At 71.5% G+C, this 25,810-nt stretch carries 25 protein-coding genes; 19 read left to right on the top strand and 6 right to left on the bottom strand.

The window, feature by feature from the left end; genetic code table 11:
• Positions 1–49 precede the first annotated feature (49 nt).
• The 4 genes from ACGFX4_RS12635 to ACGFX4_RS12620 all read left to right on the top strand — a co-directional run bounded on the left by ACGFX4_RS12635 (position 50) and on the right by ACGFX4_RS12620 (position 3,536).
• Entirely contained in the window at positions 50–691 is a 642-nt protein-coding gene (locus ACGFX4_RS12635; RefSeq protein ID WP_393072510.1) for an allophanate hydrolase subunit 1, read from the top strand.
• A gap of 259 nt (positions 692–950) precedes the next feature.
• Entirely contained in the window at positions 951–1,814 is an 864-nt protein-coding gene (locus ACGFX4_RS12630) for a biotin-dependent carboxyltransferase family protein (protein WP_393072508.1), read from the top strand.
• A gap of 137 nt (positions 1,815–1,951) precedes the next feature.
• A complete protein-coding gene (locus ACGFX4_RS12625; protein ID WP_393072506.1) occupies positions 1,952–2,770 on the top strand; it encodes a hypothetical protein in 819 nt (272 codons plus the stop codon).
• 22 nt (positions 2,771–2,792) lie between these two features.
• Positions 2,793–3,536 (top strand): hypothetical protein, encoded by a 744-nt coding sequence (locus ACGFX4_RS12620; RefSeq protein ID WP_393072504.1) that lies wholly within the window; start codon positions 2,793–2,795, stop codon positions 3,534–3,536.
• A gap of 33 nt (positions 3,537–3,569) precedes the next feature.
• On the opposite strand, the gene cyaB is transcribed toward ACGFX4_RS12620, so the two are convergent.
• Complete coding sequence (gene cyaB, locus ACGFX4_RS12615; protein ID WP_393072502.1) at positions 3,570–4,133, bottom strand: class IV adenylate cyclase; 564 nt, start codon at positions 4,131–4,133, stop codon at positions 3,570–3,572.
• A 59-nt stretch (positions 4,134–4,192) separates the two neighbouring features.
• Between cyaB and ACGFX4_RS12610 the strand changes: the two genes are divergently transcribed.
• The 3 genes from ACGFX4_RS12610 to ACGFX4_RS12600 all read left to right on the top strand — a co-directional run bounded on the left by ACGFX4_RS12610 (position 4,193) and on the right by ACGFX4_RS12600 (position 9,315).
• Positions 4,193–5,353 carry a damage-control phosphatase ARMT1 family protein gene (locus ACGFX4_RS12610; protein ID WP_393072500.1) on the top strand — a complete coding sequence of 387 codons (1,161 nt, stop codon included), beginning with the start codon at positions 4,193–4,195 and terminating at the stop codon, positions 5,351–5,353.
• A 217-nt stretch (positions 5,354–5,570) separates the two neighbouring features.
• On the top strand, positions 5,571–6,650 hold the full coding sequence (locus tag ACGFX4_RS12605; protein WP_393072498.1) for an ATP-binding protein: 1,080 nt from the start codon (positions 5,571–5,573) through the stop codon (positions 6,648–6,650).
• Between the two features lie 85 nt (positions 6,651–6,735).
• A complete protein-coding gene (locus ACGFX4_RS12600; protein WP_393072496.1) occupies positions 6,736–9,315 on the top strand; it encodes a cellulase family glycosylhydrolase in 2,580 nt (859 codons plus the stop codon).
• A gap of 81 nt (positions 9,316–9,396) precedes the next feature.
• Here ACGFX4_RS12600 and ACGFX4_RS12595 read toward each other — a convergent pair whose 3' ends face one another.
• Positions 9,397–9,699 (bottom strand): dehydrogenase, encoded by a 303-nt coding sequence (locus tag ACGFX4_RS12595; RefSeq protein ID WP_393072495.1) that lies wholly within the window; start codon positions 9,697–9,699, stop codon positions 9,397–9,399.
• Between the two features lie 553 nt (positions 9,700–10,252).
• Here ACGFX4_RS12595 and ACGFX4_RS12590 point away from each other — a divergent pair.
• Positions 10,253–11,956 carry an ATP-dependent endonuclease gene (locus tag ACGFX4_RS12590; protein ID WP_393072809.1) on the top strand — a complete coding sequence of 568 codons (1,704 nt, stop codon included), beginning with the start codon at positions 10,253–10,255 and terminating at the stop codon, positions 11,954–11,956.
• A gap of 430 nt (positions 11,957–12,386) precedes the next feature.
• A complete protein-coding gene (locus tag ACGFX4_RS12585) occupies positions 12,387–13,631 on the top strand; it encodes an IS701 family transposase (RefSeq protein WP_393072493.1) in 1,245 nt (414 codons plus the stop codon).
• A gap of 26 nt (positions 13,632–13,657) precedes the next feature.
• Here the strand turns inward: ACGFX4_RS12585 and ACGFX4_RS12580 are convergent, their stop codons facing one another.
• From ACGFX4_RS12580 to ACGFX4_RS12565, 4 genes are all read right to left on the bottom strand, one after another.
• Positions 13,658–13,960, bottom strand: a complete 303-nt coding sequence (locus tag ACGFX4_RS12580) for a hypothetical protein (protein WP_393072491.1) — start codon at positions 13,958–13,960, stop codon at positions 13,658–13,660.
• Positions 13,961–14,160: 200 nt separating this feature from the next.
• On the bottom strand, positions 14,161–14,733 hold the full coding sequence (locus ACGFX4_RS12575; protein ID WP_393072489.1) for a hypothetical protein: 573 nt from the start codon (positions 14,731–14,733) through the stop codon (positions 14,161–14,163).
• 102 nt (positions 14,734–14,835) lie between these two features.
• The gene (locus ACGFX4_RS12570) at positions 14,836–15,393 is read right to left on the bottom strand and encodes an AAA family ATPase (protein WP_393072487.1); all 558 of its coding nucleotides are present in this window, start codon (positions 15,391–15,393) and stop codon (positions 14,836–14,838) included.
• Positions 15,390–16,148, bottom strand: a complete 759-nt coding sequence (locus ACGFX4_RS12565) for a GntR family transcriptional regulator (protein ID WP_393072485.1) — start codon at positions 16,146–16,148, stop codon at positions 15,390–15,392. Before ACGFX4_RS12565 ends, ACGFX4_RS12570 begins: the two co-directional genes overlap by 4 nt.
• Before the next feature lie 478 nt (positions 16,149–16,626).
• On the opposite strand from ACGFX4_RS12565, the gene ACGFX4_RS12560 reads away from it, so the two are divergent.
• The 10 genes from ACGFX4_RS12560 to ACGFX4_RS12515 all read left to right on the top strand — a co-directional run bounded on the left by ACGFX4_RS12560 (position 16,627) and on the right by ACGFX4_RS12515 (position 25,607).
• A complete protein-coding gene (locus ACGFX4_RS12560; protein ID WP_393072483.1) occupies positions 16,627–16,911 on the top strand; it encodes a hypothetical protein in 285 nt (94 codons plus the stop codon).
• Complete coding sequence (locus tag ACGFX4_RS12555; RefSeq protein WP_393072481.1) at positions 16,908–17,129, top strand: hypothetical protein; 222 nt, start codon at positions 16,908–16,910, stop codon at positions 17,127–17,129. The genes ACGFX4_RS12560 and ACGFX4_RS12555 overlap by 4 nt, the downstream gene beginning before the upstream one ends.
• Positions 17,126–18,013: a DUF2637 domain-containing protein gene (locus ACGFX4_RS12550; protein WP_393072479.1), complete on the top strand. Its 888-nt coding sequence runs from the start codon at positions 17,126–17,128 to the stop codon at positions 18,011–18,013. Before ACGFX4_RS12555 ends, ACGFX4_RS12550 begins: the two co-directional genes overlap by 4 nt.
• Before the next feature lie 112 nt (positions 18,014–18,125).
• Positions 18,126–20,402 carry an FtsK/SpoIIIE domain-containing protein gene (locus ACGFX4_RS12545; RefSeq protein WP_393072477.1) on the top strand — a complete coding sequence of 759 codons (2,277 nt, stop codon included), beginning with the start codon at positions 18,126–18,128 and terminating at the stop codon, positions 20,400–20,402.
• A gap of 247 nt (positions 20,403–20,649) precedes the next feature.
• Positions 20,650–21,318 carry a hypothetical protein gene (locus ACGFX4_RS12540; protein WP_393072475.1) on the top strand — a complete coding sequence of 223 codons (669 nt, stop codon included), beginning with the start codon at positions 20,650–20,652 and terminating at the stop codon, positions 21,316–21,318.
• Positions 21,318–21,971 carry a hypothetical protein gene (locus ACGFX4_RS12535; protein WP_393072473.1) on the top strand — a complete coding sequence of 218 codons (654 nt, stop codon included), beginning with the start codon at positions 21,318–21,320 and terminating at the stop codon, positions 21,969–21,971. Before ACGFX4_RS12540 ends, ACGFX4_RS12535 begins: the two co-directional genes overlap by 1 nt.
• Before the next feature lie 90 nt (positions 21,972–22,061).
• A complete protein-coding gene (locus ACGFX4_RS12530; protein WP_393072471.1) occupies positions 22,062–22,334 on the top strand; it encodes a hypothetical protein in 273 nt (90 codons plus the stop codon).
• The gene (locus tag ACGFX4_RS12525) at positions 22,331–23,038 is read left to right on the top strand and encodes a DNA methylase (RefSeq protein WP_393072469.1); all 708 of its coding nucleotides are present in this window, start codon (positions 22,331–22,333) and stop codon (positions 23,036–23,038) included. Before ACGFX4_RS12530 ends, ACGFX4_RS12525 begins: the two co-directional genes overlap by 4 nt.
• A 230-nt stretch (positions 23,039–23,268) precedes the next feature.
• Entirely contained in the window at positions 23,269–24,129 is an 861-nt protein-coding gene (locus tag ACGFX4_RS12520; RefSeq protein WP_393072467.1) for a bifunctional DNA primase/polymerase, read from the top strand.
• Between the two features lie 2 nt (positions 24,130–24,131).
• Positions 24,132–25,607 (top strand): ATP-binding protein, encoded by a 1,476-nt coding sequence (locus tag ACGFX4_RS12515; protein ID WP_393072807.1) that lies wholly within the window; start codon positions 24,132–24,134, stop codon positions 25,605–25,607.
• Positions 25,608–25,810: the final 203 nt, after the last annotated feature.

Here is a 25,810-nt window from a genome sequence, read left to right as displayed (position 1 = left end):
CTCCTGCGGGTCCACTCCCGCAGGTCCACTCCTGCGGGGGAGCGAGGCGATGAACGAGACGTCCGCCGTCCGGGTGCTGCGCTGCGGCACCCGCGCCGTGCTGGTGGAGGTCGACGGCCTCGACACCGTCGCCCGGCTGCACGCCGCCCTGCGCGACCACCCGCTGCCCGGAATCACCGAACTCGTCCCCGCCGCCCGCACCCTGCTGGTCCACTACGACCCCGCCGCCACCGACCACGCCCGGCTCGCGGCCACCCTCCCCCGGGTGCCGCTCGGCACGCCCTCCACCACCGCCGGCGACGTGCTGACCGTCCCCGTCCACTACGACGGGGCCGACCTCGCCGCCGTCGCCGAACTCACCGGCGTCGGCGTCGCCGAGGTGATCGCCCGACACACCGCGCCGCTGTACCGCGTCGCCTTCTGCGGCTTCGCACCCGGCTTCGCGTACCTCACCGGCCTCGACCCGCTGCTGCACCTCCCCCGCCACGCCACCCCGCGCACCCGCGTCCCGAGCGGATCGGTCGCCGTGGCGGGCGAGTTCACCGGCGTCTACCCGCGCGAGTCCCCCGGCGGCTGGCAGCTCCTCGGCCGCACCGACCTGACGCTGTGGAACCCGGACGCCACCCCGCCCACCCCGCTCACCCCAGGCACCGGCGTCCGCTTCACCGCCGTCGACACCCCACCGCGATGACCACCCGGCCCACCGGCCCCGCCCCCGCCGCCCGGCCCGCGCCCGCGCCCGCCGGGCCGGAGGCCGTCGCTCGGACGCCGCTGTCCGTCGTGGCCCGGCCGTCGCCGCCCCCACCCCCACCTCCCGGCCTGCTCCCGCCGAGCCTGCTCCCGCCATGCCGGAGGCCGTCGTCCGCAACGCCGTCGTCCGTCGCGGCCTGGCCCGCCGGTCCCCGCCCCACTCTCGCCCCTTCCTCCCTCTCGCCGAAGGCGCCGACACCGTGACCGCACCCCGCACAGTCCGCGTGCTCTCCCCCGGCTACGGCACCACCGTGCAGGACCTCGGCCGACCCGGCTGGGCCGCGCTCGGCGTCAGCCCGTCCGGCGCCGCCGACCGCCCCGCGCTCCGCCTCGCCAACCGCCTGGTCGGCAACGACGAGGACGCCGCCGGTCTCGAATGCCTGCTCGGCGGACTCGTCCTCGCCTTCGACCACCACACCACCGTCGCCCTCGCCGGTGCCCCCTGCCCCGCCCGCGCGGGTGGCCGTGAGGCCGGCCCGTACGCGCCGATCCGGCTCGCTCCCGGCGAGGAGTTGCACCTGGGCACCGCACCGGCCGGCCTGCGCGTCTACCTCGCCGTCCGCGGCGGCCTGGACGTCGCACCGGTGCTCGGCTCGCGCTCCACCGACACCCTCTCCGGCCTCGGCCCGGCGCGGCTCGGCACCGGTGACGTCCTCCCGGTCGGCCGTCCGCCCGCCGCTCCGCCCGCCGCCGACCTCGCCCCGCAGCGCCCGCTGCCGGCCGAACCGGTCCTGCGCGTCGTCCCCGGCCCCCGCGACGACTGGTTCACGCCCGACGCCCTGGCCCGGCTCTGCGCCGAACCCTGGACCGTCACCGACCGGAGCGACCGCATCGGCATGCGCCTCGCCGGCCCGGTGCTCGAACGCTCCCGCCCCGGCGAACTGCTGTCCGAGGGCACCGTCGCCGGAGCCCTCCAGGTGCCGCCCGCCGGCCGGCCCATCCTCTTCCTCGCCGACCACCCGGTCACCGGTGGCTATCCGGTCATCGCGGTCGTGCACCAGGACGACCTCCCGCTCGCCGCCCAGGTCAGGCCGGGCAACACCCTCCGCTTCCAAGCTATTTGATCATCAGTCACTCACCTTCCGCACCACCCCAGTTCAGTCTCTTCAGGAACCGTCAGGAGCGCACCGGCCCGCCCGCGCCCCGCCCCCAGGTGTACGTTCGACGCCGATGGCAGACCGGCGCCGGGGAGTTGGAACGCATGAAGGACGACATCGGGGCCCTGCTGACCCGAGCCTCGCTGGCCGTCGCGGCCACCGTCGCGGTGGCGGTCCCCGTCATCGACATGGTCGGCGGCACCGGCGCCCTGCCCTCCTGGATATCGGTGCCCAACCTGACGCTGCTCGTCCTGGGCACCGCCATGGTTCCCCTGCTGCTGGAGCTGCACCGGCTGCGCAAGCTCGACACCGTCGACGAGCGGCTGGCCAGGATGGAGCGCCTGCAGCGCGAGCGCTTCTGCGGGCTGGTCCGGGTGCACAGCCACTTCCCGGAGCGCGAGTTCACCGCGTACGCGGAGGGCAGCCGCACCGAGATCACCATCCTCCAGACCTGGATCCCCGACCTGCACCGGCTCACCAAGTCCCTGCGGATCGCCGTCGCCGACCGCGGCGTCCCGCTGCGCATCCTGCTGCTGCACCCCGACTCGGAGGTCGTCCAACTGCGCGACCGGGCGCTGCGCCGCGACCCGGCCGTGCACGCCAACGTGAAGCTGAGCGTCCAGGAGAGCCTCGGGCTGCTGGCCGAACTCCACGGCGAGCTCCCCGAGTCCAGCCGCCACCTGCTGGAGGTCCGGCTGTTCGAGTCGCTGCCGTCGGTCGCCATCTACCGGGCCGACGAGCACTACCTGGTGAGCTCCTTCCTGCACGGCCGGCGGGCCGTCGACTCCACCCAGGACGAGATCGACGGCGACGACACCGTCATGGGCGAGCAGGCCCGCCGGGAGTTCGACCTCCTCTGGGGCAACAGCCACCCCGTGCGGTTCCCCGACTGGCGTGCGTCGATCGCCCCGATCAACCCGTGAGAACCCCAGGAAAGGTACGACCATGCACGACGTGGACAGCTACGAGGACGCCCTGATCGACCGCTTCCGGTCGCACCCGGTGCTGGCGAACATCACCCACCTGCCCGCACCGGACTTCGCCGAGGTCCTGCTCCAGCGACGCTTCGTCTCGCTCGCTTTCACCCCGGCGTACGACCTCGCCATCGACCTGCTGGAGGACGAGGCCGCGCGGCAGATCGCCCGGGTCATCCTGCGCGAGGAGTACCCCGGCTCGCACGGACGCACCCGCTCCCACCGCGAGGACATGGTCGAGGACATGCTCCGGCTCGGCATCTCCCGCCGCCAGGTGGTCACCTCCCGTCCCACCCCGGCGACGCTGCGCGCCGTCGAGGACACCTTCGCCCTGATCGCCTCCGCCGGCGGCCGACCCGACAGCGACCTGCGGGTGCTCACCGTCCTGCGGTTCTGGGGCGAGGTGCTGGTCGCCGCCGAGTACGAGCGGCTGTGGGAGCGGATGTCGACCGTCCTCGCCACCAGCGGCGACAACCGCTCGGTCTTCTACCACCCGCACCTGCTGCACGACGCCAAGACGCTCCCGCTGGCCGGCGCGGCCGAGCAGTCCGGGACGCACGCCGACGCGCTCGCCTCCCGGATCGCCGCGCTGCTCGCCGAGCAGCCCTCCCCCGCCGTCTTCAAGTCCCTGGAACGGCAGGCCCTGCAGCTCAAGACGGCGTTCTACGACCAGTTCCTGCCCGCCCTGGACCGCCTCCCGGCCACCAGCCGCTGACCCCGGCCCGCCCCGCGGCGTCAGCGCGGCCGGTCAGCGCGCGGCGGCGACCGCGTCGGTGTACAGCTCGGTGGTCAGGTCGCCGTCCGCGACCCCGAGCCGCCCGAGCACCGCCCGGACCGCCTCCAGGCCCGCCGCGAGCCCCTCCGCATCCGCCACCACCGTCTCCACCTCCAGGAACGTCCCGTCCAGCTCCGGCACCCGCACCACGGTGGCCAGCAGCTCGCGTCCGTCCGCCGTCAGCGCGTAGGTGCGGCAGTGCTTCTCGAACGCGATCCGGGGCACGTACCCGAGCCCCCGCAGGATCGCGTGCACCGCCTCCGCGTCCGCCACCGCGGTCTCGTACTCAGGCTTCGAACCGGACGCCTCGTCCACCCGCGCACCCTTGTACGTCAGCACGGTCCGGCCGCCATCGACCGTCCTGACCCTCAGCTCGCGGTCCCCGCCCGTCAGTTCACCGGCCGGGTCGTCGTAGTACGTGTCCCGGTACAGCTCCGCCCGCCCCGGCCCGTACGCCGCCTCCAGCCGCGCCACCACGGCCTCCGGATCACGCAGGCGCGCCTTCAGCTCCGCCTCGATGCCGCCACCGTCCGCCACCGACGTCCTCCGTCCCGTGCCTCGCACCGCCCTGCCGGCGCGCCCTCTACCATCAGGCCATGATCCGCAGCGACGTTCCCGGGTCCTTCGCCTGGGGTGTGTTCCACGAGCGCCACCCGAAACTCGTCCGGCAGGTCCTCGACGCCCTGCCGTACGGCCCCGCCGAGCGGGCGGCGGTGGAGCGGCTCCTCGCGGAGAGCACCGGCGGCGTCCTGGAACCGCCCGCGGGCGACCTCCACGACCGCGCCGAGTGGCTGGCGTGGGGCGACGGCCTGTGGGGGCTCCCCTGGGGCGAGGCGCCGTTCCTGTGGGCGGAGAGCTGGTTCTACCGGCGGCTGCTCGACGCCACCGGCTACTTCCGGCCCGGCACCTGGCAGGGCATCGACCCGTTCGCGCCGATGAAGAACGCCGAACTGGCCGGGGCGGTGGTGGACGAGGAGCTGGCCGCCCTGGACGGCCTCGCCGCCCTGCCGGACACGCAGCGCGCCCGGGCCCTGCTGACGTCCGCGCTGTGGGGCAACCGCGCCGACCTCAGCTTCGGGCTCACCGCCGACACCGGCGAACCGGCCGCCACCGACCTGGTCGCCGACGACAGCGCACGGTTCTGGGCCGAGCTGGAGCGCACCCGGGGCGGCCGGGTCTGCGTCGTCGCCGACAACGCCGGACGCGAGCTGCTGCCCGACCTGGTGCTGATCGACCACCTCCTGCGGACGGGCCTGGCGGCCCGGGTCGACCTGTACGTGAAGCCGCAGCCGTACTTCGTGTCCGACGCGACGGCGGCCGACGTCCTCGCCGCGCTCGACCGCCTGCGGGCCGCGCCCTGGACCGCCGCCGCGGAGGTCGGCCAGCGGCTCTGGCAGGCGATGACCGACGAGGTGCTGACGGTCCGTACGCACCCGTTCTTCTGCGCGCCGCTGCCCTTCCCCGACATGCCCGACGACCTCCGGGCCGAGTTCACCGGCGCGGCGATGACCGTCCTCAAGGGCGACCTCAACTACCGCCGCCTGGTCGGCGACTTCCTCCGGCCGCCGACCACCACGTTCGGCGAGACGGTCGGCCACTTCCCGACCTCGGTCACCGCCCTGCGGACGCTGAAGTCGGAGGTGATCGTCGGCCTCGACGCCGCCACCCTGGCCCGGCTCGACGGCTCCGGCACCGCCTGGCGCACCGACGGCCGCCAGGCCCTCGTCCAGGTGGAGCTGCGCCGGGAAAACTCGTGAAACTCGTGGCTCCGCAAGCGCCCTGAACGGCCCCGGGAGCGCCCTCCGCAGGCCCGCGACACCCCTCCGGGCACACCGTCGACCTGCACCGGCCGGGCCTTCCCGACGGCCCGTCAGCGACCCGCACAGAGCCTCGCAACACATGCTCTGACCTGGTGTTTTACCGAAAATCCCCTAGGCTGGGGGCACTCTGTCGGACACCCTCGGAGGGGGCATCATGAGCGGGGAACCCACGGCGTACGACGCCAGCACGATCAAGATCCTGGAAGGCCCCGACATCGTCCGGAAGCGGCCCGGGATGTACATCGGCTCGACCGGCGAGCGGGGCCTGCACCACCTGGTGCACGAGCTCGCCGAACCGGCCCTGGAGGAGAACCTCGACGGCCACGCCCGTCGCGTCGAGATCACCCTCACGCCCGAGGGCAGCGTCCGAGTCGCAGACGACGGCCGCGGCATTCCCGTCGAGCAGGACGGTCGACCGACCACGCTCGAAGCGCGCCTGACCCAACTCTGGTACGGCGGGCGCCCCTTCGACCGGCAGTCCCTGTCGGTCGGCCACTTCTGGGTAGGACCGGCCATCGTCAACGCCCTGTCGATCCGACTGACGGCCGAGGTGCGCCGCGACGGCTTCCACTGGGTGCAGGAGTACGAGCGCGGCATCGCCCTCGCACCGCCCGTCCGCACCGGGCCGACCGACCGCACCGGGACGACGATCACCTTCCGGCCCGACCCGGAGATCTTCGAGACGCTCGACTTCTCCTTCGCCATGCTGGCCGACCGCTTCCGGGAACTGGCCTTCCTGAACCGCAGGTTGGACATCACCCTGACCGACGAACGCGACCCGGCCGCACCCGCCTCCCGGCACTTCCGCTTCCCCGGCGGCCTGGCCGACCACCTCGCCCACCCGGACCTGATCGCCTTCGAGCGCGAGTGTCCCGAGATGCAGGGAACCGTCGAGGTGGCCCTCCACTGGAGCGACTCCCCCGACGAGCGGGTCACCGGCTACGCCAACAGCCGGCCCACCCCCGGCGGCGGCACGCACGAGCTCGGCCTCCGCGACGGCCTGGCGGCGGCGCTCCCCGGTTACTCCCCCGACCGGGCCTGCCCCGGTCTCACCGCGATCGTGTCGGTCAAGCTCGACGAGCCGGTCTTCGAGGGTTCCATCCGTGACCGGCTCGGCAACGGACCGGTCCGCGCCTGCGTCGCCCGCGCGGTCGAGGAGCACCTCACCGCCTGGCTCGACGCCGACCCGGACCGGGCCGCCGCCGTCCTCGCCCGGATCGCCGGAGCCCGCTGACGCGATCCCTGGTCGCACCGGACAACGTGAGCTAGTCTCACGTTCAATTTCGTCCGGTGCGACCATCACGCGAGCAGGACTCGACATGCCACAAACCCCCCGAGCCCGGCTCGCCGCAACGGTCACCGCCGCCGGTCTGGTCGCCGTCTGCGCGGCAGCCGCATTCCTCGACCCCACCTCCCTGTTCACCCCACTGGCCAGGTCCGCGTTCCGGGTGGCACCCGTGCGCGGACTGTGGTCGCTGGCCGGGGTGGGCGTCTTCCTGCCCGTCCTGGCACTGGTCACCGGGTGGGGCGCGGCGGTCTCGTTCCGGTGCGCGGCGCCGGGCACCGGGCGGGGCGGGCTGGTGCTCCGGCTCTGGGGCGTGACCGTCCTGGCCACCGCGCTCGCGCGGATCGCACAGCTGGTCGCGGCGACGGCCGGGGTCGCCGTGCACGGCGACGTGCGGACGATGCCCACCACCGTGCTCTGGGACAGCGGACTGCCCGCCTCCCGGGTCGCGCTGCTCGGCTGGCTCCCGGCCCTGCTCGGCACCTTCGTGTACCGGTACCGCCACGACCGCGCACAGTCGGCGGCGCCGGCGGGCATCACCCGGCGCCGGTCCCTGGCCGCCACCGCCCTGCCGCTCGCCCTGCTCGGGCCGCTGCTCGGCCCGGTGCTGTGGGAGCGGTCCCCGGCCGCCTCCTTCTACGGCGAACACCTCAGCCTGCGCCAGGCGCCGTTCGGGATCGACCTCGGGCCGGCCCGCTTCGCGGTGGAACTGGCCACCGCCGCGCTCGTCGGCGCACTCCTGCTCGCCCGCTCATCTCACCGATTCGACTGCACCCGGCCCGCCGGGCTGCTGCTCGGCGGCTGGCTCGCCGCCCTCGGCGGGGGCGCGGCGGCCGGCGCCGTACAGGCACTGCTCGCCCTGCCGCGCGACCTGGACGGCACCGACCTGTTCTGGGTCCCCGACGCCGGCCTGCGGATCGGCACCGGCCTCTCCCTCGGCGTCGCCACCGGCTGGGCCGTCGCCCCGACGCTGCTGCTGATCGGCCGTCTCCTCGATGCCGCCTCCGGGCGCCGCAGCCGTACGCTCACCGCGCTCGCCTCCGCGACCGCGCTCTCCCTCCTCTCCTGGCTGCTCGGCGGAGCCGCCCTCGGCGCGTCGGCGCCCGCGCCGACGATCGGCGCGGCAGCCCGTGCCACCGCGGGCGCGGAGCTCCCCGCGCTCACCGTCCGTGCCCCGGGCGGCGGGTCCGACGATGCCGTCATCAGCGACGTGAACGGCCGCCAGGTGCTGCTGCGCGGCGTCAACGTGAACCAGCTCGTGGACTACTACGCGCCGACACCCGGCCGGGAGACCGTACGCCCGCTCGGCGACGACGACTTCGCGGCCATGGCCGCGCTCGGCTTCAACGTCGTCCGGCTCAGCGTCTCCTGGTCGGCGCTGGAGCCGAGCCGCGGACAGTTCGACCACGCCTACCTGGACCGGATCCGGGCGACCGTCGACACGGCCGCCCGCCACGGCCTCTACACCGACATCGACATGCACGAGGACGCCTGGGGCAAGGCACTCGCCGCGCCCGCCGGAACGGACTGCCCCGCCGGCAGCACCCCCGCCCTCGGCTACGACGGCGCCCCCGCCTGGGCCACCCTGGACGACGGCGCCTCCCGCTGCCAGGAGCTGAGCCGCGACCTGCTCCCCGCCACCACCCGCGCGTTCACCGCGTTCTACCACGACAGCGCCGGCATCCAGACCGAACTCGTCCGCACCTGGGAGCTGTTGGCGCGCACCTTCGCCGACAACCCGGCGGTCGCCGGGTACGGACTGCTCAACGAACCGGGCGTCGGCGAGGACGCGCCCGCCACCTCCTCCGTCCTGCTCGGGGCCTACCAGGACCGGGCGGTCCGGGCCATCCGCGCGGCCGAACGGCAGAGCCCCGGCGGCTTCCCGCACCTGGTCTTCCTCGAACCGAGCGTGCTCTGGTCCGGCCTCGGCTTCGACGCGGTGCCGGCACCCGGCTTCAGCGACGACCCGTACCTGGTGTTCGCCCCGCACCTGTACAGCTCGTCGATCACCATGGACACCTCGCTCGGACTCACCCTGGTCTCCGTCGAGCGCGGCTTCGCCCTCGCCCAGCAGCAGGCCCGGGCCTACCGCATGCCGCTGTGGACCGGCGAATGGGGCTGGTTCGGCTCCACCACCGGCGCGAACCCCGACCCGTCCGGCGATCCGACGATGCTGCGCCGCTTCGCCGCCGCCGAGGACCGGGCCCGGATCGGCGACGCCTTCTGGGCCTGGAAGCAGGCCTGCGGCAGCCCCGAGAGCGACCAGACCGCCACCCTCGTCGGCAACCTGATCCCCGTCGACTGCGCCACCGGCCACGACGCGCCGCCCTCGCCCGCGACCACCGCCGTCCTCAGCCGCGCCTACCCCCGGGCAGCCCCGGGCACCCTCACCTCCCTGACCTCCGACCCCGCCACCGGCAGCTTCTCCCTCACCGGCACCACCCCCACCACCCCCGCCACCGGCCCGTCCTGCACCCTCGACATCTGGTACCCCGGCCCCAACGAGCCCTCCCCCGCCACCGAAGGCCTCACCGCCGTCACCATCCGCCAGGTCCCCGGCGGCCACCGCATCACCGCCTGCGCCACCGGCCCCTACCGCCTGTCCGTCCGCTGACCCCGAAAAGCACCGAGGCCCAGGCAGGAGACGATCTCCTGCCTGGGCCTCTCGTTCCGGCACCTCTGCGGCACGGGCAGGTCAGCCCGTGAAGAGATCCGGGTACGGGCAGATCTCCAACGGATCAGCCGGCCGGTCTGCCCACTTCCACCAGACGTGCCTCTGATCGCAGCCCCACACGCCTCGGCACACGCGCTGCCCGTCCTCAGCACGCTTGCTCAAGGCCATCGCTCGGAGCGCCAGGGGCTCCTTGCATTCCGGACAGCGCGGACGGTCGTCGTCGAGTGCCATGGCACGCACCGTATCGCGCGGCGAACGAACGGATGCCTGAAGGCTTTCCGGGAGGCCCTCGGGACCATGGATCGCCTGCTCAAGCGCCGTCACCGATGTCAGGGTGAGATGTCGAAGGCCCCGGACCGTGATCGGTCCGGGGCCTTCGGGCTGGTGGGCGCAGACGGTTTCGAACCGCCGACATCTGCTTTGTAAGCTCGTTCAGTCGTTCGAATGTCCTCGGTGCCTCGGCTCACGGCGCTCACGACCCGCGCGCGGAGAGGCTCGCCTGTCGTCTCACGTCCGCTCTTGTTGCCGTCACGACCTGCCGTCAACGGCGCCTTGGCACAACCAGCCTGCTCGGCAATGACGAAGGACGTCCATCAGGCGCAGGTCCGTTCCGCTGCACCTAGAGCAGCTTGTCTGCCCAGCGCTCCGCATTCATGCCACCCGACGGCCGCTCAACAGGGCCTTCCGGCGCGATCGGGCACGGCTGGGGCACGTCGCACCGCTCCACTCAACCATTCGGGCACCGGTTTCGACGGCACTCTCCGTTCATCCTGACCAGAGTCGATGCCGATCTTTGCCCAAGGTGGCCGCGTTGCAGCAGGCATCCGAGTAACGTTCAACAGGCGGCGCGGCTGGCGCGGAGAGGCGGAACGTGACGATGGGATTTTCCTTTCGTGTGGAGGGGCTGCGGCTGACGGACGGCACAGTGGTCAATCCGCCCGCTGACGGGCTGACCGTGTTCATCGGTCCGAACAACAGCGGCAAGTCGGTACTGCTGCGCGAGCTGGCCACGCTGGTATCCAGCTATCCCGGTGTCCTCAATAATCGGCGCTGGGTAGCCGAGGTGGACATCAAGAACGAGGGGAGCGCCGCAGAGTTCCTCGAATGGCTCCACGAACGAGGAACCAGGCCGACTGTTCACCCGGACCACGGGCACGTTCTCTACCCCGGGGAGGGCGACAACCGGATCATGAAGGATCAGGTTGTGAACTCATGGAACGGACGCGGCTTCGGCCACATCGCCCGTTTCCTAGTGGCCCAGCAGTGGACTCAGGACCGGCTACTCAACCAATCCGATTCGCAACAGTGGGACTTCGACTTCCCTCCCAGCCACCCCACCCAGTACCTCTTCGATGACCTGGGTGCCCACAAAGCGTTCTCCGCACTCGTCCAAGAGGCATTCGGCGAGCCAGTCGCGATCGACCGGTACCAACAACAGATCCGGCTGCAGGTCGGCGATCCCGGCATGGATGATACCAAGCCGCCCGCCTCTCCCAAACTACGCGCCGCCTATCGCAAGCTCGCAACGGTGAACGAGCAGGGCGACGGATTCCGAAGCTTCGTCAACCTCTTGCTGCACACCCTGGTACGCCCCCGCCCAGTCATCGTGATTGATGAGCCAGAGGCGTTTCTTCATCCCCCTCAGGCCCAACTACTCGGCCGGTACCTGGCCGAACGCGCCCCATCACCGTGCCAGATCCTGGTCGCCACCCACAGCGCCGACTTCCTCCGCGGCGTCCTGGAAGTGAACAGCAAGCCCGTCTCTCTGGTCCGCATCGCACGTACCGGCGACGTCCCAAAGGCCCGGGTACTGGAGCCCGCGGCCGTAACGGACATCCTCCGCACCCCGGCACTCCGGTACTCAAACATCATCTCCGGCCTCTTCCACGATGGCGCCGTGCTCGGTGAATCCGAGGGCGACTGCCAGTTCTACGCCGCTACCTTCGATGTCCTGCGCAAGGACAAGCCGAACGACAACCTGGCCTTCCTGCACACCAGTGGCAAGGCCAAGCTGGCCGACACTGCCCAGCGCCTGCGGGACTGCGGGATACCTACCGCCGTCATCGCTGATCTCGACCTCCTCAACAACCGACACCTACTTCGCCGCGTTCTCCAACGATTGGGTGGCAACTTCGCCGACATCGAGCCGGATGTCGAGATCCTCGAGCAAACGGTCTCCTCCACCGTCACCGAGCTCAGCGCCCAGGAAATCAAGAAGAAGATCAGCATTATCCTGGGCGATCCGCTCAAGGGAGCGGCGCTGACGGACGACCAGAGCAAGCAAATCAAAGACCTACTCAAGTCCTCTAGCGGGTGGCGACACCTGAAGCAATCCGGCCTAAACGCCCTCGGGGGCAGCGACGCTTACGCCGCTACGGAGAGGCTGCTGGAGTACTTCGCCGAGCGGGGGGTCTTCTTGGTGCCGGTTGGAGAACTTGAGGGCTGGGTGCCTAAGGTCCCGTCAGGCAACAAGAGCGCATGGCTCAGCAAAGTCTTCGAAGAGGAACATCATCGCTCGCCAACAGCCGAACTCACCTCGCTCTGCGAGAAGGTGAGCGCCTACCTTGCCTCTGGCCGGTAGGCGTGAGCGGTCCTCGCCATGCCGCCGGCCCTGCGCCGACAGGCGGGGGCCGCCTGCTCCGGCGCCAAGTGTTCGATCGGCTACGGGCCAGCGCCATGTCGACCGACGGGGCGTGCCGGGCGCTTCCCCACCGATGCCCGCCGACAGGGAACGCTGACCTGTACGGTGTGCCAACGCATAGTGGGTGGCACCGCCAGCGCCCGCCAACCTGTCGTTCAGCGCGGACGAAGCACCGCAGAGGTCACTGGGTCGGCGCGCTTGTTCTCACTAGTACTCCAGCCGTAGATCGTGATCTTGCGGTCAAGGTCGGCGCGGAGACGACTGCGGCCACCGCCGATCATCGTGAGTTGTGTCGACAAACGAAGATCAGGCGGTGGCCGCAGGTCACAGCGTAGTTCCTGCCCGTTGGCGGTCGATGTTCGACCAGGCGATGGGTCGCATCGCGGGCCGGTTCGCCCGGGTCGAACCCCGCCTTCGGGCACGGGCGCTGGTGCTGGGCCTGATGTCCGACCTACCGAGGAAGAACTGCTGGACCCTGGCCGAGCACGCGGGCGACGCCACCCCGGACGGCATGCAGCACCTGCTGCACCGCGCGAAGTGGGACGCCGACGCGGTCCGCGACGACGTACGCGCCTACGTGGTCGAGCACCTGCACGATCACGCCGCTGTGCTCGTGGTCGACGAGACCGGCGACCTGAAGAAGGGCGTCGCAACCGTGGGCGTGCAGCGCCAGTACACCGGCACGGCGGGCCGGATCGAGAACTCCCAGGTCGCCGTCTACCTTGTCTACTCCGCCGCCCGCGGGCACGCCGCGATCGACCGGGCCCTGTACGTGCCGCGCTCGTGGACCGACGACCCCGACCGGTGCCGGGCCGCAGGCATCCCCGGAGACCTGGCATTCGCGACGAAGCCGGTGCTGGCGGCCCGGATGATCGGCCGGGCGCTGGACGCGGGGACGCCTGCCGGCTGGGTCGCGGGCGATGAGGTCTACGGCGACAACCCACACCTGCGGGCCGCGCTCGAAGAGCGCCGCACCGGCTACGTCCTGGCGGTCTCCAGTACCCACCAAGTCGTCACACCCGCAGGGAAGTTCCCGGCGAAGGCCCTCGTGCCGAAGATCCCCAAGCGGGCCTGGCAGCGGCACTCTGCCGGAGCGGGCGCCAAGGGCGAGCGGTACTACGACTGGGTCCAGGTCGACATCCACGGCCCGGCCGAACGGCCCGGGCGCTGGTGGCTGCTGGTCCGCCGCAACCGGCGAAGCGGCGAACTCGCCTTCTACCGCTGCTTCTCACCCCACCCAGTGCCGCTGTCCGACCTGGTCCGCGTGGCCGGACGGCGCTGGACGGTGGAGGAGACGTTTCAAGCCGGCAAGGGACTGGCCGGGCTGGACGAGCACCAGGTCCGCCGCTGGACCTCCTGGCACCGCTGGGTCACCCTCGCGATGCTCGCCCACGCCTTCCTCGCCGTCACCGCAGCCACCGAACGTCGCGACCATCCCGCGCCGGACAACCTGATCCCGCTCACCTGCAGCGAGATCCAGCACCTGTTCACCACCCTGGTCGCGCGACCATTCCATGACTTCGGGCATCGGCTCCGCTGGTCGCAGTGGCGACGCCGACACCAAGCCCGCGCCCGTGACAGCCACTACCGGCGGCAAGCGGCTGTGCAACCTTGAAGATCAAAACCTGTGACCGAAGGCGACTACGCCGGAAAGTCCTGGCCTATCGCCCGCAGGACGTCGGCGAGCCACACCAGGTGGTGTCCCACAGCACGATCCTGGTCGGCAAGCAGATCCTTCAGATGCTGCCAGGACTCCGAGAGCTGCCCGATCGTCAGGTCGCCCGGCTCCCTGGCGACGTCGTACAGCTCGTCCGAGGGGACAGACCAGAAGTAGTCCTTGTCCAGGGCGACGGCATCGCCCGCCGCGGCTTCCACATGGCGTAGCAGCACATCGAACGACCTGCGCAACTCAGCGAGGGACACATACAAGGGCTTACCAGTCATGAGCACCATCATGAAGGACCGACAAGATCACGATCTACGGCTGGAGTACTAGCTGCACGGCAAGGAGGGCACTTGTCACCGGCGAAGCGCGAGCCTGTGGTCGAGTACGGCGCACGGGTCGGGGTCATGCACCTGTTTCATGGCAGCGGACGCTCGCCAGGTTGCCGAGAGACTGGGCCAGTCCAGTCCTATGCGGCGGCTCATCCATCCGCGTCGTCGGTGAGCTCCTCCCATAGAGCTGTGGCGATCTCGCCAGCCGTGAAGGCCTGGCTGTAGGCGCGCAGCGTCCACTCTCCTTCGTCGGTGTCCTCGGGCTGCTCCAATGCCCCGGTGAGCGTGCAGAAGACGGCCGCTGTCACCTGCGCCAAAACCTGACCGAGTTGCTCAGGGGTCAGGCTGTCGAGGTCTCCGAGACCGTCAATATGCAGAGTGAGCCCGGTGTCGGCTTCGGTACCGGTGTCGCTGGCGGTCTCCGGTTCGGGGATTTCGATCTTTCTCGGATCGAACTGTTCCGTGGCCTTCTGTATGAGGTCGCCCCAGTCGGAGGATGGCTGTGGGAAGAACGGTTTGACGGCTTCCATCCACTGCCGGGTCCGCTCCATCTCCCGGAGCAGGGGGTTCGTGTAGGGCGTCCAGGCAGGCGTGAGGTATGACGGTCCAAGGACGGCTCGCAGGTCGGACAGGGGGTTGGCGATGCGCGCCAGCTCCCTAGCGCGCCGTTGTAGCTGCTGGTGGAACTCCCAGTTCGGGTTCGCGTCGTAGATGCTGGCCATGCCTGCCTCCCTACTGGCACCAACGCTTTCTCTTCCACCGTGACCCCGCCCAGCGGGCCACGCACCTCGGAGAGGTTGCCGTCTCCGAATCCCCCCGCGAATTCAAGGGCTGGAGCCTTCTAGAGCTGCAACGACCGTCGCAGCATCTCCGTCGTAAAGCAGATGAGGCTCACCGGGTCCAGGAGGAATGAACCGGGTGCGGTAGCGCTGAAGGTCGCTCTCCGAGAAGTAGATCGAGTTGGGGTCGCCGGCGTGGAATTTGTTGCGCTTGCTGATCCGTGTCCAGAGCTCATCGTGGCTGGCCGCGAGGTAGACGAGCACAACAGCAGCTCCGGACTCGGCGGCGATGCGCTGCCATTGAGCCCGGACCTCGGGTGTCCAAAAGCCGTGGTCAACGACGACGTCGTGACCAGACTTGAGATGTTCACTGAGTTCGACCGCAGCGTCTTCGAGTACAGGGCGCTCCAGGGTGGGGAAGGTGCCACGCGGGAAGTCGACCCCGTAGACGCCATGCCGGCGGTACATCTCTTCGTCCGGGCAGAGGCGAACGAACCCGCGATCTGTAAGGGCGCGGGACAGGGTGGTCTTGCCGGAGCCAGGGAGTCCGGCCATGAGAACGCAGAACGGTCGTCGTGATACCGCCGGGTTCGTCGCCATCATGGGGAGACCTCGGATTCCGTGCGCCATGTGCGGCCAGGGCCCCCGAGGTCCACGCCGTATTCCACGATGCTCCCCTCGCTGTCCACGAACCTGGCCGTCATCACGACGACCGGTTCTGCTGGCAGGTGTCCGGGATCCAGCTCCAGGAGCTGTGCGTCTTCCGGTGTCAGCAGCCGGGCTGAGGCCGTGTCGATGCGGTGACTGATCGGGTGACCGGTTGCCTCGGTGATGAGCTGGAGCGAGGTCCCTCCTGTGAGACGTTCCCCCGTCGCCAGTTGCGGGATGAGTTTGCCGTAGCGAGCCGGAATCCATGACGTGCTGTGGGCCACGATGCCGTGCCGATCTCGGTAGACCCGGCTTCGCCTGATCACGTCGGCGCCAGGCTGAATGTCGAGCGCTTGCGCCACGTCAGCAGGCGCGGCCACCACCGCTGCTTGATGCGAGTCGGACCTCTCGCCTGCCCCCCAGCTAGACCCGGTTTGGCGCCCCCGGTCCTGGCGCTGGGATCCCGAAGACATGGGGGCAGGCCGGTCCAACACCTCAGTCCCGATGCCGTGGATCCCCCGCACAAGCCCATCGTTGCGGAGCTTTCGCAGCGCCTTCTCCGCTGTCGCGGTGCTCACCTTCCACTCTTCCGCGAGGTTCTTGATGCTCGGCAAGAGGGTTCCCGGCTCCAGTCGGCCGGATGCGATCAGCTCCGTGTAGTGGGCGGCAATCTTCGCATACGGCGCCCGATTATCGGTCTGGCCTGCCATGTCGTCTGATCCTCCTCGTCACTTCCCTGCGGTTCCCTAGCGTACCGCTTGACACCACAGGGAACCCTAGGGAACCTTAGGGATGTGCCAGTCGCTCACTACTCGGAGCGGCAAGGAGGGGCCTTCTTGGGGCCGCTCCGGCCTGCACGAACGCGCCTCTGGGGAGAGGCGAAGGGGCCCGGGACAGATCGGGCCGAGGCTGCCGCGCCTTGTCAGTCGGTTGGCATGGACCGAGAGGTCCGCGTCTGCCGTAAAGACGCACCCCCGCCGCTTCGCCGCCGATCGTCTCGGCGTCCGGGCGGTGTTGAAAGACCGAATGTCTTGATGACCGGCCCGCCGCCTGTGCGGTGGGCCTGGATCGGTGGCTGCTCGTACGTGACGAGTGGTCGGGGCCCGATGAGTCGGGGCCGCCGCGCCTTCCTTGGCCGGAGCGCGGCAGCCCCTGCGGGCCCACCCACCTACTGGAAGAGGTAGACCCGTGAAGTCGATTGTTGCAGGCCAGTACGCCGTGGGCTCCGAGGAGTTCGCGGAGCTGGCGTTGGGCGTGGACTCGGAGCTGTTCGCCGGCGTGGTCGGTGAGTCGCCGGTCGAGTGGCAGGCCCGGATGGACGCGGCGCGAGACGTGCTGGCGGACCTGCGCCGGGAGGCCCCGGACCTGGCCGACTACGCGCAGAAGCTGCTGGACGCGGCGCCGTCGCCTCTGTTCGCCGGGGTGACCCGGACGGGCAAGGGCCGGCGCCCGGTTCTGGCGGTGGCGGCGTGAAGCGCGGGGACGTGGTCCTGGTGCTGGTCGCCCGGCTGCGGGTGGCTCTGGCGGCGGCCGGCCTGGCGTGGCTGCTCGGCTGGCAGCCGGGTGTCGGCGGGCGGGTGGTCGCGGCGGTGTTCGTCGTGACCGTGTTGGTGATGGACGCCGCCGGGAGCGGCCCGGAGCGCCGCCTGCTGCGTGGCGCGTCGCGTCGCAGGACGGCGGGTGCGCGATGAAGAAGGAGAACCTGCCGAAGGTGCTGTTGGTGGTCGCGCTGGTCGTGGTGGTCGGCATGGGTTTCCGGGTGAGCTGGAACGCCCTGCGGGACATCGCCGCGACGATCGGGGCGGACCACTGGGCCGCGCTGCTGTACCCGTTCGTGGTGGACGGCCTGATGGCGCTGGCCCTGGTCGCCACGCTGGTGCTGTCCGGTCGGGACCGGACGTTCGCGCTGTGGGTGCTCGGCGGCTACACCGTCGCCTCACTGGTCCTCAACTACGTGCACGGCCTCGGCCCGACCATCGCCCCGATGGCCCACGCCGGAGCACACGACCGGTTGGCCGACTGGACCCCCGCGAACGTGGTCCTGGTCCTGCTCGCCAGCTCGCTTCCGGTCGGCTCGATCTTCTTCGGGTCCGACCTCGTGGCCAAGGTGCTCCACCACAAGCCCGAACCGGCACAAAACGATATCGAAGACGCAAATCGGTCGATGTCTGAGCTGGGCGAATCCCCGGACCCCGAGGCCCTGGAGTCGGTGTACGTGTCGGCCGACCGGACGCCCGACCCGGCACCGGCCGAGCCCGCCCCGGCCGCGCCTGTGGTCGAGGCGCCGACCGGCGAACCACTGGTGGTGGTCAAGTCGGTTGCGGCGAAGGAGAGTCGGGCGCGTCGGGCGACCGGTCGGGTGCCGCAGTCGGCCCGGACCGCACGGCCGAACCGCACCTTCGACGACCTCCTGACCGAGGCCCGCACCAAGACGGCCGACTGGTCGGACGCGGAGCTCACCGGCGAGGCGATCCGCCTCGCGGTCCGCACCTCCGCCACCAAGGCCCGCACCCTGCGCGACGCGCTCAAGGCCGAGCGGACCACCGGCGGCCGGAGCGAACCGCTCGCGTCCTGAGCACCCACATCCGCACCACTGGCACCACCCCCGGGGACGGCCGCTCCTGCCGGCAAGCTGACCGGCCGCCCCGGGACCCTCTCACCAACTGCGCTGTGAGGAAGGACTCCCAGTGAACCAGCCCCACAACCTGCCCCACCACACCGAACCGAACGGGCGCGTCGTGGACCTCGACAAGGCCCGCGCCGCCCGCACCGGCACCACCCCCACCGCTGGCCCCGACGTCGAGACGGACTCGGTCTACGCCCCGTCCGAGGCGGCGACGGTCACGATCGACCGGGAGGAGCTGGCCCGCCTGATGGCAGCCGCGGCGGCCACCACGATCCCCGGCGCTCGCAGCGCGACCGTCGGCACCCTCAAGGAGCCGACCGGCCCCGCACTGTGGGAGAAGAGCGAACCGGTCGTCCCCGCCTGGGTCCGGAACCGCAGCACGCTGCTGGGCTGGGCACGCGCGCACCGGCAGCGGATCGTCCACACCATCGGCGTCCACACCGTCCGCCGGGGCCCCGAGCACCTGGCCACCGGAGCGGTCCGCGTCGCCAGGGGTTCGAAGAAGGGTCTCGCGGCGCTGTACGGGTACCTGATGGCCACCGAGTACGCGCACCTGTCCCGGCAGGCCCGCGAGACGGGCCAGTACGACCTGGTCGCCGCCCTGCGCACCAAGCGCCGCGCGGAGATCCCGCTCCGGTTCAAGTCCAAGCGCACGATCGCCACCACCGGCGCGGTCCTGGTGCTGCTCGGCGTCGCCGCCTGGTACGGCCTGATGACCGTCACGGTGGTGGGGATGGCGATGGTCGGGATGGCTGCGGCGTTCGCCGCCGGCCGCACCGACGCCCCGGCCACCGACCGGGCGGAGTTCGTGGAGGAGCGGCAGGGCCCGCCGTCCGAGGACCGCCTCAACCGGGCGTTCCGGGACGCGGGGGTGCTGGGCAAGCCCGGCAAGGACGGCACCGGCGGCGAGGTCGTGCGCCTGGTGTCGCCGGTGATCGCGGACGGGAGGAAGGCGTGGGAGGTCGTCCTCGACCTGCCCGCCGGGAAGAAGGCGTCGGCGGCGATCGGCAAGCGCGAGGACATCGCCTCCGCCCTCGGCGTGGACGAGGTGCAGGTCCACATGGAGCGCGTCCGCACCTCCAGCGGCCACGCCGGTCGGCTGTCGTTGTGGGTGGCGAAGGAGAACCCGTTCGGTGGCTCCGCCGCCAAGTCCCCGCTGGTCGGCCGCAAGTCGCTGGACGTGTGGACGGACAGGATCCCGGTCGGGGTCGACGCCCGAGGACGGCAGGTGGCGCTGTCGCTGATCTGGGCGGCGATGCTGGTCGGCGCGATCCCCCGGCAGGGCAAGACGTTCTTCATGCGGGCCATCGCCCTCGGTATGGCGCTGGACCCGCACGTGCGGCACATCGTGGCCAACGGCAAGGGCGACCGGTCGTGGAAGCCGTTCGCGAAGATCGCCCACCGCTACATCAACGGCGCCGAACCCGCGAAGGCGAAGGAGCTGGCCGACGCGCTGCGCGAGGTGCAGGCGGACATGAACCGCCGCAACGCCTTCCTCGACTCCTTGGAGGACGCGCAGGTCCCGGAGGACAAGCTCACCCGCGAGCTGTCCCACCGGCACAACATGCCCGTCACCTGCATCTCGGTCGACGAACTCCAGCGCTTCCTGGACGACGAGAAGCACGGCCAGACGATCCTGGGCCTGCTGGTGGACATCGCGAAGGTCGGCCCGTCCACCGGCTACATCCTGCTGCTGGCCACCCAGCGCCCGGACGCCAACACCGTCCCGCCCGCGCTGCGGGACGTGATCGCCTACCGGGCCGCGCTCAAGGTCATGGACTGGCGGTCCTCCGAGGTCGTCCTCGGCGCCGGCACCTACGGCAAGGGCTACGACGCCTCCGCCGAGGAACTCGGAGCGCGCAAGGGCATGGCCCTGCTGGTCCGCGAGGACGGCATCGGCAACCTGATCCGGGGCTACCTGATCGACGCCACCGACGCCAACCGGATCTGCGACCGGGGCCGCGAACTCCGCGAGAAGACCGGCACCCTCACCGGCGACGCCGCCGGACCGAACACGGGCACGGCCGGCACCGACCCCACCCGGCCGCAGGCCGAGGTCCCCGCATGGCTGGGTGCGGCGATGGAGGCCATGGCCGGAGCCGGGCAGGAGGGGATGACCCCGACCGCCCTGGTCGAGGAGATCCTCACCGCCCACCCCGACTGGGCAGGCGGGGACAAGCCCCTCACCGGCCGCTCGTTCGGCCTGGCGATGGCCAAGTGGGGCTGCGGCCGCAGCAAGCGACCCGGCAGCCCGGCCCCGATGTACTGGGCGATCGACATGGTCGAGGCCGCCGAACGCATCGCCAACGGCGGACCCGTCGAGGTCAACGCACAGTAACCAGACGGTGCTTCGCGCATCCGTCCCCGCATCCGTCCGGCATCCGTCCCAGGACGGTTGCATCCGTCCCCGGGAGGGATGCCGGGACGGATGACACAACATGCCTGGTCTGCGACGACGAACCCCCAGGACAGATGGACGGATGACCCCGGACTCACTGGCCCCACCCCCGGATCCCCGCGATCCGGCCCCGGGGCCAGTCACCCGGCGGTCATCCGTCCCGACCCCAGGAAGGTCACACACCGTCATGAACCACCTGCCGCAGCACCCCTACCCCGCGCCCGGCCAGATGCCCGAACCTCGCACCACCGGCACCTGGCTCCGCGACCACGGACCCCGCATCGCCCCCGGCCTGACCACCACGACCGTGCTCATCCTCGCCCGCGTCTGGAACGCCAACGGCGCCGAGCACTCCATCGGCAACGCCATCCTCATGGGCGCCCTATCGCTCGGATCCGCCGCCGCCGGATACGTCTCCGCGAACGGCCGCCACGGCCACGAGATCATCACCGCCACCGCGTTCACCGGCTCCGGCGCCCTCGCGCTGGCCGGTGTCGCCGCCTACAGCGACGGGCTCCCCCTGCCGCTGCTGCTGTGGGTCCTGGCCACCGCCGCCGTCTACGCCCTCGCCGCCCGGCACTGGCGCGAGGACAAGCGCGACGCCCTCGCCCACGACCGCACCTACGCCCTCCGTTCCCTGGAGCGCGGCACCGATCTCCAGATCGCCGCCGTGGACGCGCAGGCCCGCATCGAGGTCGCCCGCGAGGCCACCGCCTACGCCACCCAGCTCACCGCCGCCATCCTGGAACGCCACGCGATCAGCCCCGGCACGATCGACACCGGCCAGATCCTCGCCAGCGCCGGCGTCCCCCTCCCCCAGCTCGCCCCCACCGTCGACACGTCCCGGGCGGCGTGATGATCCTGCCGAAGGTCGAACTGCGTTTCTCCGGACCGTTCCTGCTGGACGGCGTCCCGCTGGCCTGCCCGGCCTGCGACGCGGACCAGAACCTCACCCTCACGACCGGCCGCTTCCCGTTCCCCGCGATGGAGTCATGGGCCAACTGCCCCTGCGGCCAAGGCTGGGACGAGAGGGCCGTGTCCAACGCCTTCCTCGGCGCGATGTACCAGGCCCGCACCACCCGCCTCAAGACCACCGACACCGCCGCCACGACCGGAGTCTTCGACGGCACCGAGTTCTCCGGCGCGCTGGTGCCCGAGTGGTGCCCGGACGACATCCGGCTCGCCGCCGACCAGGCATGGCGCAAGATCCTCAAGCCCTCCGCCAAGCGCACCCTGCGCCTCGGCCGCCGCAAGGCCAAGAACGTCGCCCACGCCGCCGGCGAGGCCGCGTGGGACGGGGTGAAGCACGTCACCGGACCGGTCGCCGCCGCCGCGTTCGTCGCGGACTGGCAGGCCCGCACCGGCACCGCCGACCCCACCCCGATCGCTCCGGCCCGCAAGTGCCCGAGCTGCAAGGGCAAGGGCCAACTCACCCTCACCAGCAGCATCCACGGCCTCACCGTGCCGTGCTCGCTGTGCGCCGGCACCGGCGACCGCGACCGCATCTGACACCGCCCCGGAGCGGCCGGCAGCCGCCAAGCAAGACCGGCCGCCCCGGGCTTCCCCTGCTCACCACAACGCGCAAGGAGAAACGCCAGCATGCCCCAGAACACCGACGACCAGCAGCAGCGCTGCGAGGCCGCCCACCTCGGCGACCCCAGCCCCTGCCAGGGCCCGCGCGACGCCGTGACCGTCCTCGACCGCCACGGCGACTCCGCCGCCGCCTGCGTCCACCACGGCATCCGCCTCTACGCCAGCCTGATCGGCCCCCGCGTCCACCCCGGCAGCGTCCCCGGCGCCGCCATCACCGTCCACCAGCGTGCCCAGACCACCTCGGCGTTCGCCTGGCTCACCGAGGACGGTACCCAGTGACGCAGCCCCACATCCCGGGCCGCCTGCGAGTGCTGGACGCCTTCTGCTGCGCGGGCGGTGCCGGAACCGGCTACAAGCTGGCCGGGTTCGACGTCACCGGCATCGACATCCGCCCCCGCCCCAACTACCCGTACCGGTTCGTGCAGGGCGACGCCGTGGAGTACATCCGCGCCCACGGCGCCGAGTACGACCTGATCCACACCTCCCCGCCGTGCCAGGCCGGATGCGCCCTCACGGTCGGCACCAACACCGCCATGGGCTGGGGCACCGCCCACGTCGACCTGGTGGCCGCCACCCGGGAGGCGGCCGAGTCCACGAGGCGGCCGTACGTGATCGAGCAGCCCAACGGCCGCGCCGCCGTCCGCAAGGACATCACCCTCTGCGGCGAGATGTTCGGCCTCGCCGTGCTGCGACATCGCAACTTCGAGTTGGGCGGCTGGACCATGCCCAACCCGGCCCACCCACGCCACCGGGGCAGGGTGCGGGGCTGGCGGCACGGCGAGTACTTCGACGGTCCGTACGTCGCCGCCTACGGCTCCGGCGGCGGAAAGGCCAGCATCCCCGAGATGCAACAGGCCATGGGCATCACCTGGACCGACGTCCGCGAGGAACTCACCGAGGCCATCCCCCCGGCCTACACCGAGCTGATCGGCCGCCAGGCCGCCGCCCAGCTCGGCGCCGGGCCCGCAGCCGTGGCCGCGTAGGACCCACTGCCGTGGCCGCTCTGGACTGGCGCGACGCCCGGCACTACGACCGCACCCGGATTTCTCGCGTGCCGGTGGTGCGGCCGGCCCACACCGCTCCGCGACGACCAGCGCCGCCCCTCACACAAGGTCTGCGCCGAGAACGCGGTGAACGACAACGGCGGCCCCCCTCTGCCAAGAAACGGGGCCGCCGCCAATCCAGAACCTTCCGAGAACTGGAGACCCCCAGCATGACTGACCTGACCCACGTTCGGGGAGAGCACCACCCCATCGCCCTCCGGTTGGTGGCGTCCGGCCTGCCCGCGATGCCGCTGCGGGACGGGAAGAAGACCTTCGGCAACTGCCGGAACTGCCGGAACAACGTGTGCGGCGGCCGGCCGAACATGAAGACCCCCGGCACTTGCACCTGCCCGGCCCCGTGCCACGGATGGGCCGCCGCCACCACCGACCTCGACGTCCTGAACTCGCAGTCCTGGGCGTGGGCGTGGTGGGAGGCGGCGGCCGTGGCCTACCACCCTGGTGGCGCCGGCCTGACCGTTGTCGACCTCGACAACGCGGACGCGACCGCCTGGGCCCGCGCCGAGCTGCCGGCCACCCTGACCGTCTTCACCACCCGGGGCGAGCACTGGATCTACCGGGGCGCGATGCCCTCCGCCAACGCCGTGCGGCCCGGCGTGGACATCAAGTCGCTCATGTCCTACGCCCGGTGGCTCGGCCCCGGCACCGGCACCGGCACCATGACCGCCCTGCCGGACGCCGTCCGCGCCCTGGTCGTCCGCGAACCGGCCCCGGTGCGGCCCGTGCCGGCCACGATGCCGTCCAGGGCCGCCGGTGACCGGTGCCCGCACCGCACGCCGGCGTTCCTGGAGCGCGGCATCGCCATGGCCGAGCAGCGCATCGCTGCGGCTTCCAGCGCGGTGCACGCGACCGTGTTCGCGACGTTCCTGGCCGTGCTCTCGACGCACGGCCGGTGCGGGTGCCTGACCGAGGCGCACACGGAGCGGTTGTTCGCCGCCGCGCAGGCCAAGGGCGAATCGCCTCGGCACTGCGCGGACGCGTGGGCCAACGCCCTGACCCGGCTGGGGCTGTGACCGTGGCCGAGGACGAGAAGAACCCGGCGCGCGAGGTCATCGCCGACTACGCGCAGGCGCACTTCCGGTACTTCCGCACGGCGGACGGGACCGTGTACGCGCAGCGCAAGGGCCACCCGGTGGCCCGGCCGATCCGCTCGCAGGGCACGTCGGGCAGCCACCGGCAGGAACTCCTGGTCGGCCTGTTCAGGGACGGGCTCGGCGTGTTCAACGGCACCGCGATGAAGGAGGCATTGGACTTGATCGAAGCGCTCGCGATGTCCGAGGAGGTGCGGGCTGTCCACATCCGGGTGGCGCCCGGGTTCGACGGGGCGACCTGGCTCGACCTGGGCCGCACCGACGGCATGTCGGTGCGGATCCACCCCACCGGCTGGGAGATCACGGTCCCGGACCCGCGGGAGGTGTGCTGGCGGCGCACCCAGCTCACCGGCGAACTCCCCCTCCCGGCCAAGGACACCGACGGCAAGGGCATCGACCTGCTGTTCAGGTTGTGCAACTTCGCCAATGCCAGCTCCGAGTGCCTGGCCCTGGCGTGGCTGGTCGGCTGCCTCGGCCCCTCCGTGCCCGTGCCGGCCCCGTTCCTCACCGGGCCGCAGGGCGCGGGCAAGTCCACGGCCGGCCGGATGCTCATGCGGATCGTCGAGGGCATGAGCGGCGACCTGCGCCGGCCCCCGAAGGACGAGGAGAACCTCCTCGCCGCCGTCGCGGCCGGTTGGATCACGGCCTTGGACAACCTCTCCCACATGACCCCGGACATGTCGGATGCGATGTGCTGCATCGTGACCGGGGCCGAGAACGTCAAGCGCGCCCTGTTCACCGACGGCGACGTCTTCCGCGTCGGCTACCGCCGGCCGCTGATGCTGACCGGCATCGACGTCGGCGTCATCCGCCCCGACCTCGCCGAACGACTCCTTCCCCTGCGGCTGGAGCGGCCCACCGTCCGCCGCACCGAGGCCGAACTGTGGGCCGAGTACGCGCCCGTGCTGCCCGTCATGCTCGGCTCCCTGCTCGACCTCGCGGTCAAGGTCCGCGCCGCCGAGGCCGAGACCCCCACCGACCTGCGCATGGCGGACTTCGCCCACCTGTGCGCGCAGCTCGACGCCGCCACCGGCCTCGGAGCGCTCGCCGCCTACCGGGCCAGCCTGGACGACCTCAACGACGACGTGATCGAGGGCGACCTCCTCGCGCAGACCGTCCTCCAGCACGCCGAGACCATCGCCCCCGGCACCGCCCAGCGCATGACCTCCACCGAGTGGCTGGCCTGCCTCGGCCGCGTCTACGCCGGCGACGAACTCCGAGCCCTGCCGAAGGGTTGGCCGACCACCGGCAAGGTCCTCTCCGACCGGCTCAAGCGCCTCCAACCCACCCTCGCCGCCCGCGGTCTCCTCATCGACACCGGCCGCACACGGGAGGCCCGCTACCTCGAAATGACCCGCCCCGCCCCCAAGCCCCCGCAGGAACGAGTCCCGCTCTTCTGACCCGCACCGCCACAGACGAACGGCAAGAAGAGCACCTCCAGGCGGGAGGGGGTGCTCCTCTTGCTGTTCGGCGGCAGCGCCGCCCAAGGATCGCGCCGCGAAGCGGCTCCCTCTTTCCGCGCCGAGGCGGCGCCCAACTACCTACAGACACCCCCTTCTTTTTCCTAAGTAGGAAGACGCTGCGTCACCTGCGTCACGCGGGC

It is taken from the genome of Kitasatospora sp. NPDC048365 (genome assembly GCF_043200835.1).
GTDB lineage: Bacteria > Actinomycetota > Actinomycetes > Streptomycetales > Streptomycetaceae > Kitasatospora > Kitasatospora terrestris.
Note: the sequence above shows the minus strand (reverse complement) of the source record. Positions and strands in the feature narration are given on the sequence as shown.